Below are 15,096 nucleotides of genomic sequence, written 5' to 3' on the forward strand. Positions count from 1 at the left end.
ACCCGAAACCTGGTGGGCGTCGCGCCGGGCAGCAGAAGCGCAACGCGTTCGGGCGCGCCTGGCTCGGCGAGGCGGTGCGGAAGATCTCGAACGGGGCTTCGCCAACGGGGGTGCGGGCACGCCAGAAGAAAGCGAGCGTACCGCAATTCGCCCGGACGTTACCGGGGGGCTTTCCAGGCGACATGCGGTCGTCGGCCCAGCGCGCGCCGCCGCTGATGGCGCCATCCTGGGTGATGATGAGACCGCTACGAGGGTTGGGGCCGGGGTCGCCGGCGGCGCAGTTGAAGGACGGGCTCTTGTCGGCCGACGCACGGAACAGCAGCCCGGTCGAGTCCTGTGCGGCGACGGATTGTCAAGGCGATCGCCAATGCTAGTAGGGGCGCCGTCGTAAAATGATTCACGCTTCTCTTCTCGGGCGCAGAAATGCTTGCTCTCCCGCGACGGCAGGAGTCGAGGCAGGACTTCTGCCTTCGCGGGAGAACAAGGAAGGGCAAACTTAGTCCGCGTCCACTCTCGCCAACCTCGGCGACAGTAGATGCACGACGGTGATTGCGAGGAGGTACGTGGTGCCGGCGACTGAGAAGATCAGCGTGTAGCTCCCCGTGGTCTGCAGGACGTAGCCGGTGAACTTGGCCATCATCATGCCGCCGATCGCGCCGACCGTGCCGCCGATCCCGACCACCGACCCCACCGCGCCGCGCGGGAACATGTCCGACGGGATCGTGTACAGGTTCGCCGAGAACGCCTGATGCGCCGCCGTCGCCAAGCCGACGATGCCGACCGCCACCCAGAGATTGCCGACATATTGCGCGAAGAAGATCGGCATCACCAGGAACGCGCAGACCAGCATCGTGATCTTCCGCGCGAAATTGGCGGAGTGGCCGCGCTTCATCAGCGTCGACGACGACCAGCCCCCCGCGACGCTGCCAAGATCGGACAGCAGATAGATCGCGACCAGCGGCGGGCCGAAGCTCTTGAGATCAAGATGGTATGTCTTGGCTAGAAAGTCCGGCGTCCAGAACAGGAACAGCCACCAGATCGGATCGATAAGGAATTTCCCCAGCGCATAGGCCCAGGTCTCGCGATAGCCGAGCAGCGTGAGCCAGCCGAGCGTCTTGGCCGGATCGGCCGGATCGCTTTCAATATGCGCCAGCTCCGCGGCCGACAGATTCGCCACTTCGCGCGGCCGCCGATAGATCGCGATCCACGCCACCAGCCAGACCACGCTGACCGCGCCGGTGATGATGAACGCCATCCGCCACCCGAACGCGATCGTGATGATCGGCACGATCAGCGGTGTGACGATCGCGCCGATGTTCGCGCCTGCGTTGAACACCCCGGTCGCGAACGCGCGTTCCTTGGCGGGAAACCACTCCGAGACAGCCTTGATGCCCGCGGGGAAATTGCCCGCCTCGCCGAGTCCGAGCACGACGCGCGCTGCGGAAAACTGGAACGCGTTGCCGGCGAACCCGCACAGCGTGTGGCCAAGCGTCCAGATCACGAACGCGACGGAGTAGCCGATCCGCGCGCCGAGCACGTCGACGATCCGGCCGAAGCTCAGATAGCCGATCGCATAAGCCGCCTGGAACCAGAAGATGACGTCGGCATAGGTCGTCTCGTTCCAGCCGAGCTCGCCGGAGATGGTCGGTTTCAGCACGCCGATCATCTGCCGGTCGACATAGTTGATCGCGGTCGCGACGAACAACAGGCTGCAGATCAACCAGCGATAGCGGCCGATCCTGCCGCCTATCCCGGCGTCACCGATCGCGCCGGGCGCGCCCACCTCCGGCATGTCCATGCTCGCCACAGGGTTCTCTCCTAAAAACAGCCTCTAGCGGGCCTTGATGGTGCAGTGGACGGCGAAGCGTCCGTCGAAGCGCGCCTCGACCCGGTCGCCGATTGCGACCGGGTGGACGCCGGTGACCGCGCCGGTCGAAACCCATTGTCCCGGCGACAATGCGATCCCGCGTGCGGCCAGATGTTCGAGCAGGTAGCGAACCGCGCCGAACGGTCCGTCGAGCATCGACGCGCTCGTCGCGGCACCGATCCGGACATCGTTGATCGACAGCTCCACCGGCCAGTCGTTGACGTCGCCCTCGCGCCACCCCTCGGCATCGGCGCCGACGACCAGCCCATTATTGTTGCCGAAATCGGACACGGTGACGGTCGGCCCGAGCGCGTTGATACCCGGGAACGGCGAGCTCGCGATCTCGATCCCGACATGCACCGCGTCGATCATCGCACGGGCTTCGTCGATCGTATAGGTCGACTTGGCAGGGTGGGGCGCGGTGCCGATCCTGAGCAGAAATTCGGCCTCTGCCGCGGCAAACCCTTGCGCGAACACCGGCATCGCAACCGGGTCGGCGCTGGCCATGACGATTTGATCGGCGAAGATGGGGCCGGTCAGGCGGTCGATCCCGTCGAGCGGCGGGTTGATCCGCCCGACCTTCCAGCCCGCCACGACGCCGTCCGCGAGCAGCAGTGCCGCGTCCTGCACGGCATAGCCCTCGTCGACCGTGAGCGGCACGTCGCCGGGAAAATCGGGAACGACGCCACCGTCGCGGCGCGCGTCGACGAAGGTCTGGGCGATCCGTATCGTGTTGGTCGTGTTCGGCCGTGCCGCCAAGAACCCCTCCTGTACTGTCGTACTATTTTTTCGAGCGTATGAGAAACCGGTGTCACTGACAAGCGGGGTTGCTCAGCCCGCGAATAACGAGCTCCAGTTTTCGTCGTGAGCATCGGTCGCGGCACGGCCGAGCGCGGTCATTAGCGCAGCGTCCTCAAGCACTTCGCGAGGAATGCCGAGGCCATCGTCGGTCAAGCGCGCGACGATATCCGCCGGGCTTCCCTCGGATGCGAGTATGGCCAGCCTGTCGCCGGCGGGGTCGACGATCGGCTGGCCACTGCGCGATCGGCGGATCAGGAACGCGGTCCAGGCGCCGAACGCCGCGACGATATGGGTGGGCATGCGTCCGGCGCGGCGGTTGGCGATCAATGTGTCGCCGAGGCGATAGGGCAGCTTCTGCGAGCCATCCTGCGCGATCTGGTCGAGCCGGTGGATGATCACCGGGTTACGAAAGCGTTGCAGGACGGCCGTGCGATACGCCTGGATGTCGAGCCCCTGGACGGGGGGCAGCATCGGGATGATGTCGCGGGCGATCATCGCGTCGACGAACGCGGCGAGTTCCGGGTCGCGCATCGCGTCGGCGACGCTGCTCGATCCGCGCAACAGGCCGGCATAAGCGAGCGTGGAATGCGCGCCGTTGAGGATCCGCAGCTTGGCCTTTTCATAGCCGCCGACGTCGGTGGTGATGGTCGCGCCGACGCTGGCGAGGTCGGGACCGAGCGGTCGCCCGATATCCTCGATGACCCATTGCGCGAATGATTCCCGCTGGACCGCGGCCCGATCCTCGACGCCCAGCGTCGCAGCAATGTCGGCGAGGAGCGCGGCGTCGCTTGCCGGGGTGATCGAATCGACCATCGTCGACGGCACGCGGACCTCGCGCGCGATCCAATCCGCAAGCGACGCGTCGGTCCGTCCAGCAAAGGCGATCAGTGCGGCATGCAACTTGGCGCCGTTGCTCGCAAGATTGTCGCACGGCATCGGCACGAACGGGGTGGTCCCGGCGGCCCGGCGCGCGGCGAGTCCGGCGACGATCCAGCCGACGACGCTGCGCGGAACCAACGTTCCGGCAAGGTCGTGGACGATATCGGGATGGCCGATGTCGAGAGTGCCGTCGCCCGCAAGGCAATAGCCCTTCTCGGTCACGGTCGTCGTCACCAGCGCGACTGCCGGGTCGGCAAGCAGCGCGCGGGTCTCTGTCGCGTTCTCAGGCCCGAGGAAGCGACGGTGCGCGCCGATCACGCGCAGCGACGGATCGGCGTCGCGGATCGCAAGCGTGTAAAGCCCGTCCTGCTCCGAAAGCGCGTCGATCGTGCCGCGCGTCCGCATCGATACCGCCGCGATCCCCCAGCGCGGATCGTGCGTGAGCAGGTCGTCGACATAGGCCGCCTGATGCGCGCGGTGAAATGCGCCGGGGCCGAAATGGACGATGCCGACGCCGCCGGGTGGGCGCGCTTTGGCGCCTTGGACGGTGCCGGGGAGGGAAGAGACGCTGGTGAAAGACAGTCGGTTCACAGGGTTACGCCTCGTTTCCAGATCGCAATTTCGCGTTCGCCATTGCGCTCTGCGGCGGTTTCGGCGCCCGATGCGACCTGCATGATGCGCGAAAGCAGCGCCGCTTCGGTCGCCGAAAAACCGTCGTCCAGCACGGCGCTGGCGTCGAAATCGATCCAGCCGGGCTTGCGCGTGGCGAGATCCGCGTTGGACGCAATCTTGATCGTCGGCACGGGAAAGCCGAGTGGCGTGCCGCGGCCGGTCGTGAACAGGATCGCGGTCGCGCCCGCCGCCGCCAGCGCGGTCGACGAGACGGCGTCGTTGCCCGGCGCCTCCAACAGCGTGAGACCGTCGCTCCTGACCCGCGCGCCATAGTCGATCACGTCGGCTACTGCGGCACGACCCGCCTTCTGGACGGCGCCGAGCGATTTTTCCTCGAGCGTGGTGATGCCGCCGACGACGTTGCCGGGCGACGGGTTCTCCGACACCGTCTCGCCGTGATCGAGAAAGTAGCGTTTGAAATCGTTCACGACGGCGACGATCCGGTCGAACACGGGTTCGCTCGCGGCACGGTTCATCAGCATCTGTTCGGCGCCGAAGACCTCGGGGATTTCGGTCATGAGGACGCGGCCGCCCGCCGAGGTGACCCGGTCGCTCATCCGGCCGACGAGCGGGTTGGCGGTGAGGCCCGACAGGCCATCCGACCCCCCGCATTTGACGCCGAGGACGAGCTTGTCGATGCCGACCGTCTGGCGCGACGCCTTCGCCAGCGCGGCGAGTTCGGCCACCAGCGCGCAGCCTTCGGCGATCTCGTCGCCGCTGACCTGCGTCGTCAAGGTGCGGATCATCGCGTGGCGTGACTCCGGGATCGTGGCGAGCAACGCCCTGATCTGGTTCTCCTCGCAGCCGAGCCCGACGATCAGCACCCCGCCGGCATTGGGATGGCAGGCAAGGCTCGCCATGATCGTGCGCGTCCCCTCCAGATCCGGGCCGAGTTGCGAGCAGCCATGTGGATGGGTGAAGGCGTGGACGCCGTCGACGCTATCGCCGACCAGCGCCGCGGCCCTGGCGGCGATCCGCGCGGCGGTGCGCGCGACGCAGCCGACGGTCGACAGGATCCAGATCTCGTTGCGCGTGCCGACGCTGCCATCGGCGCGGACATAGCCGTCGAACGTCGCGGCCGATGCGTCGGGGGCAGACGCGGCGCCGACCGGGGCGAACCGATAGGCGAGCGTAGCGTCGAGGCCGGTTTTGAGATTGTGCGAATGGACGTGCCCGCCGGGGGCAATCGGCTGCGTCGCGATGCCGATCGGAAAGCCGAATTTCAGCACTAGCTCGCCCGCCGCAATCGGTGCCAGCGCGACCTTGTGGCCGCGCCCGATATCGCCGCTCAGGACCAATGCGTCTGCGCCTATCGTCACGACTTCGCCCGCCTGCGCATCGTGCAGCAGCGTCGCCACGCCGTCGCGCGGATCGACCCTCAGAGCCTTGGCCATCGCATCCCTTATGTATCGGTAACCGGTGTCAGCGTTATGCTGTGGCGATGGCTTTTCCGCAAGACGGCTTGGTCCGGTCGGGCTATGTCCTTGCGATGCAGAAGACCGGTCAACCGACGATCAACGACGTTGCCCGGATCGCCGGGGTCTCCAAGAAGACGGTAAGCCGGGTGATCAACCGGTCGCCGTTGCTCAACGACGATACGCGCAAGCGGGTCGAGGACGTCATCGGCGCGCTGGGCTATATCCCCAACCCGCAGGCACGCGCGCTGGCGCTGGGCCGCAATTTCCTGATCGGGCTGGTCCACGACAACCCGAATGCGCAGACCGTGCTCAACGTGCAGCAGGGTATGTTGGAGGCGTTGCGCGGAACCGAATTCGAGATGGTGGTGCGGCCGCTCGATCGCGGCTCCGCGACGATGCTCGACGATCTCCGGCACTTTCTGGAGCGGCAGCGCCTGTTCGGCGTGCTGCTGATGCCACCGGTCAGCGAGAATGATTCGGTCGCCAAATTGTGCGACTCGATCGGCTGCCGTTATGTCCGGATGGGTTCGGCCGTGCTCGACGATACCGAGCACATGGTCGCGTCGAACGACCGCGAGGCGGTGCGGACCGCGACCGAATATCTGATCGGGCAGGGGCATCGCCGGATCGGACTGGTCGCAGGACCCCACGGATTCCGCTCGGCGCGCGAGCGGCGTCTGGGGTTCGAGGATGCCCTGGCTGCGGCGGGGATCGCCTTGCCGCGCAGCATGATCGCGGACGGCAATTACACATTCGAGTCAGGGCTGGTTGCGGCGGAACGATTGCTCGACGTCATGCCGCGACCGACCGCGATCTTCTCGTCGAACGACGAGATGGCGGCGGGGATCATCCATGCCGCCCGGCAACGCGGCCTCGATGTTCCGCGCGACCTGTCGATCATCGGGTTCGACGATACGCCGATCGCCGCGCATGTCTGGCCACCGCTGACGACGGTGCGCTGGCCGATCGCGTCGATGGCGCGCTCGGCCGCGTTGAAGTTGATCGCGGGGGTCTATGATGGCAGCGACCTGGTCGAGGAGCCGTCGCTGTTCCTGTCGACGCTGATCCGGCGTGCGTCGGTGGCGCCGCCAAGCGACATCCAGGCATAGCGTCGGGCGCGGAATCGCCGGTTGCACGAAGCCCTGACACCGGTTACCGGATTGTCGGACTATCGCGCGAAGCGGCAAGGAGGATGGACGATGGCAAGGGCTCTGGAACTGCATCCGGACCGCCTTTTCCCGGCGGAACCGGCGACGCGCGCGATCGCGCGGGCGTTGTACGCCGAGGTCGCGACGCTGCCGATCATCAGCCCGCACGGGCACACCGATCCGACCTGGTTTGCCGACAACGCCAACTGGACCGACGCAACCTCGCTGCTGCTCGCGCCCGACCATTATCTCTACCGGATGCTCTACAGTCAGGGCGTCGACCTGGATGCGCTGGCGATCCCGCGGCGGAGCGGCGTGCCCGCGACCGATCCGCGGGCGGCGTGGACGCTGTTCGCGGCGCATTACACGCTGTTCCGGGGGACGCCGTCACGGCTGTGGCTCGATCATGTGTTTGCCGAGGTGTTCGGGATTGACGTCGCGCTCGAGACATCGACCGCGGACCGGTATTTCGACCTCATCGGCGAGAAGCTGGCCTCCGACGCGTTCCGGCCTCGGGCATTGTTCGACCGGTTCGGGATCGCGTTTCTCGCGACCACCGAGGGCGCGCACGACGATCTCGCCGCGCATCGCCGGATCCGCCAATCGGGCTGGGACGGGCGCGTGGTGACGACCTATCGCCCGGATGGCGTGATCGACGTCGAGCACGAGGCGTTCACGCCGGCGATGGCGCGCTTTGCCGAACTGACCGGCGAGGACGTGTATGACTGGAACGGCTATCTCGCGGCGCACCGCAAGCGCCGTGCCGACTTCCGCGCGGCAGGCGCGACCGCGACCGATCACGGGCACCCGACCGCCGCGACCGCGAACCTGTCGAGCGTCGAGGCCGAGGCGCTGTTCGCAAAGGTCACGCGCGGCGACTGGACGCCGGCCGACGCCGAGTTGTTCCGCGCGCAGATGCTGACCGAAATGGCGGCGATGTCGATCGATGACGGCATGGTGATGCAGATCCATCCCGGCTCGTCGCGCAACCACAATGCCGGGCTGTTCGCGAGCCATGGCCGCGACAAGGGCGCCGACATCCCGACGCGGACCGATTACGTGCAGGTGCTCAAACCGCTGCTCGACCGGTTCGGGACCAGCACGCGGCTGTCGATCATCCTCTTCACGCTCGACGAAAGTGCGTACGCGCGCGAGCTGGCGCCGCTCGCCGGGCATTATCCGTGCCTCAAGCTCGGACCGTCCTGGTGGTTCCACGACAGTCCCGAGGGGATGCGCCGGTTTCGCCAGATGACGACCGAGACGGCCGGTTTTTACAACACCGTCGGCTTCAACGACGACACGCGCGCGTTCCTGTCGATCCCCGCACGCCATGATGTCGCGCGACGGATCGACTGCGGGGTGCTGGCGCAACTGGTAGCCGAGCACCGCCTAGCCGACTGGGAAGCGGCCGATCTTGCCCATGAGTTGACGAGCGGGCTTGTCCGTCGCGCCTACCGGATTGACGAACCCCTTTCCGCCGCCAACGAGGCCTGACCGGAGCTTATCATGTTCGAACGCACCTATTACGCCACGCACCCTGACATGATGGAGTGCGTCTCCAACGACGAGCTGCGCGATCGATACCTGATCCGGGACCTGTTCCGCGACGGCGAATGCGTGCTCAACTACACGCATGCCGAGCGCTTCGTGATCGGTGGCGTTGCGGTCGGCAGCGGTAGCGTGAAGCTGCCCGACCAGACCGAGCCGGCATCCGCCGCCGGACACCCGTTCCTCGAGCGCCGCGAACTCGCGGTCGTCAACGTCGGCAAGGCCAGCGGCACCGTCATCGTCGACGGCGAGACGTTCACGCTCGGCAACAAGGACTGTCTGTACGTGACGATGGGCGCGAAGGACGTGCAGTTCTCGGGCGACGGTGCGCGCTTCTATCTGGCGTCGTGCCCGGCGCACAAGGCGTTCACGACGCGCATGATCTCGGTCGGCGATGCGAGCACGCTGGAGCGCGGGTCGCTCGAGGAATCGAACGCGCGGACGATCTACCAGATGGTCATTCCCGGCATCTGCGACAGCGCGCAGCTGGTCATGGGTCTCACCGTATTGAAGCCCGGTTCGGTGTGGAACACGATGCCGCCGCACATTCACGAGCGTCGCAGCGAAATCTATTTCTACTTCGAGCTCGACGATCTCGAGAAGGACCGCGTGTTCCATTACATGGGGGAGGGCGAGGCGACCCGGCACATCGTGATGGCGAACGAGGAAGCGGTGATCAGCCCGCCCTGGTCGATCCACATGGGCTCGGGCACCAAGGCCTATGCGTTCATCTGGGCGATGGCGGGCGAGAACCAGGATTATACCGACATGACCGTGCTGGACATCTGCCAGCTGGCGTAAAGCGCCCCTCCCGTTCACGGGAGGGGTCGGGGGTGGGCCCGCGCTTACCGCCACCGATTTGCTTGAGGAAAGTGCGAGCCCACCCCGGCCCCTCCCGCATGCGGGAGGGGAGGAGTCGTTGAATGACAAACCCCTTCGATCTTACCGGCAAGGTCGCCGTCGTCACCGGTGCGAACACGGGCATCGGGCAGGCGATCGCGGTGGCGCTGGCCGCGGCGGGCGCGGACGTCGCGTGCGTCGGGCGCACGCCCGCCGACGACACCGTCGCGCAGATCCGCGCGCTCGGCCGCCGGGCGGAGATCGTCTCGGCCGACCTGTCGACGATCGAGCCCGTGCAGCGCGTCGTCGACGAGACGATCGGCGCACTCGGCAGTCTAGACATCCTCATCAACAACGCCGGCATCATCCGCCGCGCCGATGCGGTCGATGTCACCGAGGCGGACTGGGACGCGGTGATCGACACCAACCTGAAGTCGGTGTTCTTCCTCTGCCAGGCGGCGGGGCGACACATGATCGCAAATGGCGGGGGCAAGATCATCAACATCGCGTCGATGCTGACGTTCCAGGGCGGCATCCGCGTACCGAGCTACACCGCCTCCAAATCGGGGATTGGTGGCCTCACCAAGCTGTTGGCGAACGAATGGGCGAGCAAGGGCATCAACGTCAACGCGATCGCGCCGGGCTACATCGCCACGAACAACACCGCCGCTTTGCAGGCGGACGAGGCGCGCAACGCGTCGATCCTGGGTCGCATCCCGGCGGGCAAATGGGGCGACGCCTCCGACCTCGGCGGGGCGGCGGTATTCCTGTCGTCGGCCGCGGCGGACTATGTCCAGGGTCATATCCTGGCGGTCGATGGCGGCTGGCTGGCACGCTGAACATCTTTCCCGGTAAGGGGGGATGGGCATAGGCTGCAGGAGCTGGGGGACTGCCACGAGCGACCGGTCGTGGAGAACGGCCCCCCCGCATGCCAAGGCGGCGATCCACTCCCCGGACCGGGGAGACTTAGATGAAGGGGTGATATGAGCAAGTTTCTGGCGTTCGGCGAGATCATGCTGCGGTTGTCGCCACCGGGGCGCGAGCTGCTGCTCCAGACGCCCAAGCTCGATGTCTGGGTAGCCGGCGCCGAGGCCAACGTCGTCACGCAGCTCGCGCGGCTCGGCCACGATGTCGGCATGGCGACGATGGTTCCCGACAACGACCTGGGGCGCGCCGCGATCACCACGTTGCGGGGACACGGGGTAGACACGTCGATGGTGACACTCGGCGGTGAACGGATGGGGCTGTATTTCGTCACTTCCGGCGCCGGCTTGCGAGCGACCGAAGTGATCTACGACCGTGCCTGGTCGTCGTTCGCCGAAGCACCGGTGAGCGCCTGGGACTGGAACAGGCTGCTGTCCGGCGTCGATCGCTTCCACTTGTCCGGTATCACCCCGGCGCTGGGCCCCGTGCCGGCGCAAGCCGCGCTCGCTGCCGTCGAGGCCGCGACCGAGCGCGGCATTCCGGTGTCGTTCGACGGAAATTGGCGGGGGAAATTATGGGAGCGTTGGGATGCCGATCCGCGTGCGATCCTGGCCAAGCTCGTCGCGCATGCCGACCTGATGTTCGGCAATCACCGCGATATCGCGCTGCTGCTCGGACGCAATTTCTGCGGCGACGCGGAGGATCGGCGACGCGAGGCGGCGGTGGCGGCATTCGAGGCGTTTCCGCGGTTGCAGACGATCGCGTCGACCGCGCGGCATGTCGAGCATGTCGACCTCCACCGGTTGTCGGCGCGCATCGATACGCGTTCAGAGCACGTCCAGACCGACGAGGTCGTGCTGGCCGGGATCGTCGACCGGATCGGCGGCGGCGATGCGTTTGCGGCGGGCGTGCTGCACGGGCTGCGCACCGGCGCGGACATCGGCGAGGTTGCGCGGATCGGCCTCGCGCTCGCAGCGCTGAAGCATTCGCTACCGGGGGACGCCAGCCTGTTCCGGCAGGCGGATATCGATGCGTATCTCGCTGGTGGTCTCGACGTCCGCCGCTGACGGCTGGACGTGACGCTCGGCGCCGGGGGCGGGCGCTACACCACCGTTTGCGGGCGCCGCGGTGCAATGCGCTGCCGGCGCGTTCGTCGGGGTGCCCCTCGTCCCGGGGAGCGGCGGCGTCATGGCGTTCAAGGGCGTCACTACGGTCGCGCCAAGCGGTTTCGCGCGTCCGAACCTATCCCGCGCGCCAGCTTGCCGGTATCCGCCTTGGCGTTCAGTGCGGTATGTCCGCAGTCAGGACCGTACGGGCCGCAATCCGAGGACTGCCTGTTCCGCAACATCTCGACCCTCGCCGCCGACCCGCGCGCGAAGAAGGCTGCCTTTTTGCAGCCTCTGGTGTTCAGATGACCATTGCGCCGCGGCTAGCTGCATTCGATCTCAAGAAAATCCATCAGCAAGATGCGACTTGCGCAGACCGTAGCCCGGCCGACGAAATACGCGTTCGCGCCCCCAAGACTATGAGACACTGGATTTCTGAAGCCGATAAGGGACGATTTGCATCGAAGCCAATTCGCGGAGAATTCATCGGTCCGCGCAACGCAGAAACAAGGCTACATGTCGTCCCAAGCCAAAACGCTATCGTCGTGAAACCCGCTGCGGCGGTTACGATTACGTGGCAGTTTCGAATACCTCGTGGATCGGAAAGCTGATATCATAGATACGCAATCGATTAGAATAGCGTTATCTGACCGGGCTATATACCAGCCTGTAATGAATGGGTTTGGATAGCTGGGGACCAGTTATGGTCGTCTCTGCCACCAACTCTCGACCGATGCTGTGGTACACGGTGGTCCGTTCGCTATCGGCCCAGACGGCGGTCGGCTCATTCCTGGCCGCCCGGTACGTTAGAGAAACAGTTTCGCCGTTCGCTTTTGCCGATACATTGAAAACCTGACCATCCAAAAGCTTCCACCTAATCGGCTCGCCACGTGTCGAAACGACGATCGTTGGTTTGTCATCGTCCTTAATCGAGAATCGATCTGGCGAACTATAGACCCTAAATCCGTCCGAAGGCGTGTTGGACTTGCGCAGTCTGGCGCCGGCAAGCCCGCGCGTAGCGATAGGAACGTCGGCAATACCGCTCGTGATTGCTTTGGAGACGTTGTCGCTCTGTCCACGGTCGAGAACGTAGATGCCTGAAAGTACACCCTGCGCTAAGCTCGCCGAGCCAGAGGTCAGGATGGCAGCGCCGATCGCTGTCGACAAAGCCCGATGACGCATTCCGCTTTCCTCGAATATTGCAGCTTACCATGAAGCGTGTAGTGGGCATTCGCAGAGACGTCACCGCCGTTCCAAATTTCGGACGGACATCTGCCTTCCATCAGACCACGGCATGCCCGAAACCGGATTTAAAGCCGGGCGGCCGCCTTCTGGCGTGATTTCGACGATATCGAACTGCCGCCCGCCGTCTGCTGGTGTCCGGACAAATCTGAAGGTGGCCGGGAAGCGATCGGGAAAGAAGACGCCGTTGATGCTGAGATAGGTGGTTACGATCGCCTTTTGCAGCGACACCGGTTCGAACCCGATATCCGTCCTGTCGGCACCGCCCGTCTGGCATCTTGCCTTACCATCGAGGCCCATCGAACGAACCTTGCCGCCCCGATCGCGATCGGTTCGCATGCCGTATCCGCGCACGCTGAACCGGGTCTGGTAGGTAGCGGCACCGCCGGCATGCGTTCCTCGCTCGATGCAGCCTTGCGGGTTGTCCCACGCAACACCCCCTGTCGCGCGATCCAACGATCGTTTCGGCTTTTGGGCGGCACCCCGGCGTGCGGGCGGCCGCCTTCGCCTGATGTGGTCGGTCGATACCGAGCACGCGGCGCCTGAGCGCAAGGGCGGCGGTGTGGCAACGGGCAAGCCGGCGGCCCCGGAAGATTACAGCGATGTAATGTTCGCAACAGGCGGCGCTCATCGTCCGGCTCCAAAAGGGAGCATATGCTAACAGGACAAGGACAAAGACCGTGATACGCAACCGTCGACTGACCGTACGCCCGCTGATCGCTGCCGTCGCGCTGGGAACCACGGCCCTTGTCGGTGTCGCAGGCGGGGCGATCGCCGCGGATGACGGTCGCACCAGCATCGCCGAGCGGTTCACGGCACCCGGGCCCGCTGCCGTTGCGTCGACAGGGGTGCATGCCTCGCTATCGGACATGGTCGAAGCCGTTGGACCAAGCGTCGTCCAGATACAGGTCAACTCCGCGTCTGCGCAGGAGCAGCAATTCGAGCCGACGCAGTTCGGATCGGATGACAGCGAACTGGCCGATCGACTGGGTCAGCTGTTCGGATTCGGCATGCAGGATCGCGGTGGGCAACTCGAGGCGCCGCAACAGCAAGGTCCGCAGCGGGGCCCGCAGCGGGGATCGCTTGGCTCGGGGTTCATCGTCGATGCCTCCGGGATCGTCATCACGAATAACCATGTCGTCAACGGTGCCGACCGCGTTACCGTCCAGATGTCGGACGGTCGCGAATTCTCCGGTCGCGTGCTGGGTCGTGACCCCAAGATCGATGTCGCCGTGGTCAAGATCGACGGGCAGGGTAAGTTCACCCCGATCAAATGGGGCGACAGCGACCATATCCGCGTCGGGGACAGTGTGTTTGCCGTTGGCAGTCCGTTCGGCCTTGGCAATACCGTTACGTCCGGCATCGTTTCCGCCCGCGGCCGCGAGATCGGGGCGGGGCCGTACGACGATTTCCTGCAGGTCGATGCTGCGATCAACAGCGGCAACTCGGGTGGCCCGCTGTTCGACAGCGCGGGCCGGGTCGTCGGCGTAAACACCGCGATCTTCTCGCCGACCGGCGGCAATGTTGGGATCGGCTTTGCGATACCTGCTGCCATGGCGCGGAAGGTCGCGCTGCAGATTGCGCAAACCGGCCATGTGTCGCGTGGCAGGATCGGCGTCTCGTTGCAGGACCTGACACCGGAGATCGCCAGCGCGATGGGTTCGAACGCCACCCAGGGCGCGTTGATCGCCGAGGTCGAAGAGGGCGGAACAGCGGCGCTGTCCGGGCTGCAACGCGGCGACGTCGTTCGGCGCTTCGGATCCAGGCCGGTCGATAACGGGCGCGACCTTGCCCGCGCCGTAGCGGAGGCCAGGATCGGTTCGATCGTTCCGACACAGGTGCTGCGTGACGGCCGCCAGGTTTCCCTGAACCTGCGCATCGCAGGCGAAGCGACAGGCCAGTCCTGAGGCCATGGAACCGGGGGGCGGTACACGCGTCCGCTCCCTGACACATCGAATGGGACGATCCGATCTTGAAGCTGCTCCTGATCGAAGACGACGCACAGACCGCAGACTATGTCCGCCGCGGGCTGGTGGAGCTTGGCCACGTGTCCGATCATGCGGGTACCGGCATCGATGGCCTCACCGCCGCAATCGTCGGCCGATATGACGCGATCATTCTTGACCGGAACCTGCCCGAGCTCGATGGACTGTCGGTGCTGAAGGCATTGCGTGCAAAAGGCGATCGGACGCCGGTACTGCTTCTATCGGCGCTGGGGCAGGTGGACGACAGGATCGCGGGGCTTCAGGCCGGTAGCGACGATTATCTGGCCAAGCCCTTCTCGTTTGGCGAACTCGTTGCACGGCTGGAGGCGATAGTCCGTCGACACAGCGACACCGACCCGATGCAAGGTACCCGCCAGACAGGCTCGTTGACGCTCGACCTGCTCGGCCGCACGGCCACACGCAACGGCAGGCGTATCGACCTGCTCAACAAGGAGTATCAGCTGCTCGACTATCTGACCCGCCATGCCGGGCAGGTGGTGACACGCACGATGCTGATCGAGGCGATCTGGGATTATAATTTCGATCCGGGGACGAACGTCGTCGACGTCCATGTCAGCCGCCTGCGCGCCAAGATCGACGGCCCGCAGGACGTTCCGATGATAAGAACCGTCCGCGGCTCGGGCTATCGGCTGGACGCTGTCTGAC

General features: G+C 65.7%; 13 protein-coding genes. 7 read left to right on the plus strand and 6 right to left on the minus strand.

The window, feature by feature from the left end:
• Positions 1–496: 496 nt before the first annotated feature.
• From ASF00_RS05755 to ASF00_RS05770, 4 genes are all read right to left on the minus strand, one after another.
• Complete coding sequence (locus ASF00_RS05755; protein ID WP_235525684.1) at positions 497–1,798, minus strand: MFS transporter; 1,302 nt, start codon at positions 1,796–1,798, stop codon at positions 497–499.
• A 33-nt stretch (positions 1,799–1,831) separates the two neighbouring features.
• Positions 1,832–2,626, minus strand: a complete 795-nt coding sequence (locus tag ASF00_RS05760) for a 2-keto-4-pentenoate hydratase (protein WP_055875654.1) — start codon at positions 2,624–2,626, stop codon at positions 1,832–1,834.
• 72 nt (positions 2,627–2,698) lie between these two features.
• A complete protein-coding gene (locus ASF00_RS05765) occupies positions 2,699–4,138 on the minus strand; it encodes a mannitol dehydrogenase family protein (protein WP_055875657.1) in 1,440 nt (479 codons plus the stop codon).
• A complete protein-coding gene (locus ASF00_RS05770; protein WP_055875660.1) occupies positions 4,135–5,613 on the minus strand; it encodes a UxaA family hydrolase in 1,479 nt (492 codons plus the stop codon). The genes ASF00_RS05765 and ASF00_RS05770 overlap by 4 nt, the downstream gene beginning before the upstream one ends.
• A 95-nt stretch (positions 5,614–5,708) precedes the next feature.
• Between ASF00_RS05770 and ASF00_RS05775 the strand changes: the two genes are divergently transcribed.
• From ASF00_RS05775 to ASF00_RS05795, 5 genes are all read left to right on the plus strand, one after another.
• Positions 5,709–6,746 carry a LacI family DNA-binding transcriptional regulator gene (locus ASF00_RS05775; RefSeq protein ID WP_055877034.1) on the plus strand — a complete coding sequence of 346 codons (1,038 nt, stop codon included), beginning with the start codon at positions 5,709–5,711 and terminating at the stop codon, positions 6,744–6,746.
• A 90-nt stretch (positions 6,747–6,836) separates the two neighbouring features.
• Positions 6,837–8,279 (plus strand): glucuronate isomerase, encoded by a 1,443-nt coding sequence (gene uxaC, locus ASF00_RS05780; RefSeq protein ID WP_055875664.1) that lies wholly within the window; start codon positions 6,837–6,839, stop codon positions 8,277–8,279.
• Between the two features lie 12 nt (positions 8,280–8,291).
• Positions 8,292–9,134: a 5-dehydro-4-deoxy-D-glucuronate isomerase gene (gene kduI / locus ASF00_RS05785; RefSeq protein ID WP_055875667.1), complete on the plus strand. Its 843-nt coding sequence runs from the start codon at positions 8,292–8,294 to the stop codon at positions 9,132–9,134.
• A gap of 122 nt (positions 9,135–9,256) precedes the next feature.
• Positions 9,257–10,012 (plus strand): 2-dehydro-3-deoxy-D-gluconate 5-dehydrogenase KduD, encoded by a 756-nt coding sequence (gene kduD, locus ASF00_RS05790; RefSeq protein ID WP_055875670.1) that lies wholly within the window; start codon positions 9,257–9,259, stop codon positions 10,010–10,012.
• A 144-nt stretch (positions 10,013–10,156) separates the two neighbouring features.
• Complete coding sequence (locus ASF00_RS05795; protein WP_055875673.1) at positions 10,157–11,164, plus strand: sugar kinase; 1,008 nt, start codon at positions 10,157–10,159, stop codon at positions 11,162–11,164.
• A gap of 681 nt (positions 11,165–11,845) precedes the next feature.
• On the opposite strand, the gene ASF00_RS18290 is transcribed toward ASF00_RS05795, so the two are convergent.
• The gene (locus ASF00_RS18290; RefSeq protein WP_156348198.1) at positions 11,846–12,385 is read right to left on the minus strand and encodes a hypothetical protein; all 540 of its coding nucleotides are present in this window, start codon (positions 12,383–12,385) and stop codon (positions 11,846–11,848) included.
• A gap of 60 nt (positions 12,386–12,445) precedes the next feature.
• On the minus strand, positions 12,446–12,784 hold the full coding sequence (locus ASF00_RS05800; RefSeq protein ID WP_055875676.1) for a hypothetical protein: 339 nt from the start codon (positions 12,782–12,784) through the stop codon (positions 12,446–12,448).
• Positions 12,785–13,125: 341 nt separating this feature from the next.
• Here ASF00_RS05800 and ASF00_RS05805 point away from each other — a divergent pair, with 341 nt between their 5' ends.
• Together ASF00_RS05805 and ASF00_RS05810 are read left to right on the plus strand one after the other, a co-directional pair.
• Complete coding sequence (locus ASF00_RS05805; RefSeq protein WP_055875677.1) at positions 13,126–14,352, plus strand: trypsin-like peptidase domain-containing protein; 1,227 nt, start codon at positions 13,126–13,128, stop codon at positions 14,350–14,352.
• Positions 14,353–14,417: 65 nt separating this feature from the next.
• The gene (locus ASF00_RS05810) at positions 14,418–15,095 is read left to right on the plus strand and encodes a winged helix-turn-helix domain-containing protein (protein ID WP_055875680.1); all 678 of its coding nucleotides are present in this window, start codon (positions 14,418–14,420) and stop codon (positions 15,093–15,095) included.
• Position 15,096: the final 1 nt, after the last annotated feature.

The organism is Sphingomonas sp. Leaf34 (assembly GCF_001421805.1).
In the GTDB taxonomy this organism is placed as follows: Bacteria; Pseudomonadota; Alphaproteobacteria; order Sphingomonadales; family Sphingomonadaceae; genus Sphingomonas.

Coding starts and splice junctions, on each gene's coding strand:
- ASF00_RS05755 (WP_235525684.1), bottom strand. CDS start 1,798: ATGGACATGCCGGAGGTGGGCGCGCCCGGCGCGATCGGTGACGCCGGG.
- ASF00_RS05770 (WP_055875660.1), bottom strand. CDS start 5,613: ATGGCCAAGGCTCTGAGGGTCGATCCGCGCGACGGCGTGGCGACGCTG.
- ASF00_RS05775 (WP_055877034.1), top strand. CDS start 5,709: ATGCAGAAGACCGGTCAACCGACGATCAACGACGTTGCCCGGATCGCC.
- uxaC (WP_055875664.1), top strand. CDS start 6,837: ATGGCAAGGGCTCTGGAACTGCATCCGGACCGCCTTTTCCCGGCGGAA.
- kduI (WP_055875667.1), top strand. CDS start 8,292: ATGTTCGAACGCACCTATTACGCCACGCACCCTGACATGATGGAGTGC.
- kduD (WP_055875670.1), top strand. CDS start 9,257: ATGACAAACCCCTTCGATCTTACCGGCAAGGTCGCCGTCGTCACCGGT.
- ASF00_RS05795 (WP_055875673.1), top strand. CDS start 10,157: ATGAGCAAGTTTCTGGCGTTCGGCGAGATCATGCTGCGGTTGTCGCCA.
- ASF00_RS18290 (WP_156348198.1), bottom strand. CDS start 12,385: ATGCGTCATCGGGCTTTGTCGACAGCGATCGGCGCTGCCATCCTGACC.
- ASF00_RS05800 (WP_055875676.1), bottom strand. CDS start 12,784: ATGCGAACCGATCGCGATCGGGGCGGCAAGGTTCGTTCGATGGGCCTC.